A 2,518-nucleotide genomic window follows, 5' to 3' on the forward strand; every position below is an offset into this window, starting at 1 on the left:
CACGCAGGAGCAGCACCGCGTCGCCGGCACCGAGACGCACCAGCGCGGCCCGGAACAGCGGCCCGCGACCGAGGTCCATCGGTTCCCCGGCCATCCGCTCGAGGAGCACGGCCACCTCGCCGATGTCCGCGCCCGGCAGGTCCGACAAGTCGAACGGCACCTCGGCGACCGGGTCCACGATCTGGGTCGCGACACCGTCGGCATCGGCCACCAGCCTGGTGCGCAGCACCTCGTGCCGTTCGGCGAGGGCCCGCAGCGCCCGCTTCAACGCCGGCAGACCCAACGGCCCGCGCAACCGCACGGCCGTCGCCAGCAGGTACTCGGCGCTGCCCGGCTCGAACTGGTCGAGGAACCACAACCGCTGCTGGGCGAACGACAGCGGCGCGGGGCCGTCCACACCACGCCGCAGCGCGGGAACGATCTCCTCGGTTCCGGTGCGGACCTTCCCGGCGAACGTCGCAACCGTCGGCGCGTCGAACAGCTGCCGGACCGGGATCGCGATCCCCAGTTCGCGGGCGGCCCGGCCGGCGACCCGGGTGGCCAGCAGCGAATGACCGCCGAGGTCGAAGAAGTCGTCGTGGACGCCGATCCGGTCGACACCGAGAACCTCGGCCCAGATCCGCACCAGCACCGCCTCGATCTCGGTGCGGGGGGCGGCGTACTCGGCGTCGAGTTCCGGCCGGCCGGTGTCCGGGGCCGGCAACGCGCGCCGGTCGACCTTCCCGGTGGTGGTCAACGGCAGCGACGCCAGCTCCACGAAGGCGCCGGGCACCATGTACTCCGGCAGCCGCTGGTGCAGGAACGCGCGCATCGCCGAGACACCGGGCAGCGGTCCGTCAGCCGGGACGACATAGGCGACGAGGCGTTTGTCACCAGGCACGTCCTCACGCACGGCCACCACGGTGGCGCCCACCCCCGGGCAGTCCGCCAGCGCCGCCTCGATCTCGCCCAGCTCGATCCGGAAACCGCGCACCTTCACCTGGTCGTCACTGCGGCCGAGGAAGTCCAGATACCCGTCGGCGGTCCAGCGGACCAGGTCACCGGTGCGATACAACCGACGGTCAACCCCATCGATTTCCCGTACGACAAAACGTTCCGCGGTCAACTCGGCCCGGTTCAGGTAGCCCCGGGCCAGGCCCAGGCCACCGATCCACAGCTCGCCGACGACACCCACCGGCACCAGGCCGCCCGCGCCGTCCAGCACGAACGCCTCGGTGTTCGCACAGGGCCGGCCGATCGACTGGTAGAGGGTGTGTGCCGGACTCCCGGTGGTGACCCGATGGTGGGTGGCGACCCCGAAGTGCTCACACGGCCCGTACGCGTGGGAGATGTTCGCCGGCGCGTACGGGCCCGCGGCCAGCCGGTCGGCGACCGAACGTTCGACCGCCTCGCCGCCGTACTCCACCATCTTCAGGCCCGCGACAAGCTCCGGGAACTCGGCGAGGTGCTGGTTGAACAGCGGCGAGGTCATCCCCAGCACGGTGACGCCGTGTGTCTCGAGTTCAGCCCGGAGGCGCACCGGATTGAGTTTTGTGGTGTGGCTGACGATCACCAGCCGCGCGCCGACGGTCAGCGCGCCCCAGATCTCGAACGCGCTCATGTCCCAGGACAGGCTCGACGACTGGGCCACCACGTCGTCCGGCGCCATCGTCCCGTGCCAGTTGGCGTCCCGGAGCGCACAGAGCGACCGGTGCTCGATCATGATGCCCTTGGGGACACCCGTCGATCCGGAGGTGTAGACCACGTAGGCGATGTTGTCAGCGGTGGCCAGCGGCACCGGATCGGTGTCCGGCCCCAGCTCCGGCAGGTCGTCGACACAGATCAGCTCGGCGCCGGTGGCGGGCAGCCGGTCCAGCAGCGCCGTCTGGGTGAACACGATCGGCGCCGCGGTGTCCCCGATCATGAACGCGAGCCGTTCCGCCGGAAGCCCCGGATCCATCGCGAAGTAGGCGCCACCGGCCTTGAGCACCGCCAGCAGCGTCACGATCGTGTCGAGGTCCCGCTCGACGCACAGGCCCACGATCGTCTCCGGGCCGACGCCACGGTCGCGCAGCAGGTGGGCCAGCCGGTTGGCCCGGCTGTTGAGTTCCGCGTAGGTCAGGCTCTCCGCTCCGTACGTCACCGCCACCCCGCCGGGAGTGGCGGCCACCTGCCGCTCGACGAGCTGGTGCAGTGTGACGCCGTCCTCGTAGGGGACGTCCGTGTCGTTCCAGGCGACGACGAGCCGATGCCGTTCCTCATCGGACAGCATCTGCAGGGCGCTCACCCGGGCATCCGGGTTCTCCGTCGCCGACCGCAACAACCGCTCGAAGTGACAGGCCATCCGCTCGATCGTGCCCCGGTCGAAGACGTCCGAGTTGTACTGCAGTTCGCACCGGAAGGAGTCGCCCACCTCCGTCACCTGCAGCGTCACGTCGAACGGCGAGGCGCTCGTCCCCCGGTCCACCGCGGAGACGTCGAGCCCGGGCAGCGCCCAGTCGGCCGGTTCGGTGTTCTGCAACACGAACATCGCCTGGAT

Annotated in this window: 1 protein-coding gene; it reads right to left on the reverse strand. The window is 70.7% G+C overall.

What is annotated here, in order from left to right; genetic code table 11:
- The coding region (locus Aco03nite_RS52305; protein ID WP_203810741.1) for a non-ribosomal peptide synthetase at positions 1-2,518 on the reverse strand (2,518 nt) is incomplete at both ends.

It is taken from the genome of Actinoplanes couchii, assembly GCF_016862075.1.
Classification (GTDB): domain Bacteria; phylum Actinomycetota; class Actinomycetes; order Mycobacteriales; family Micromonosporaceae; genus Actinoplanes; species Actinoplanes couchii.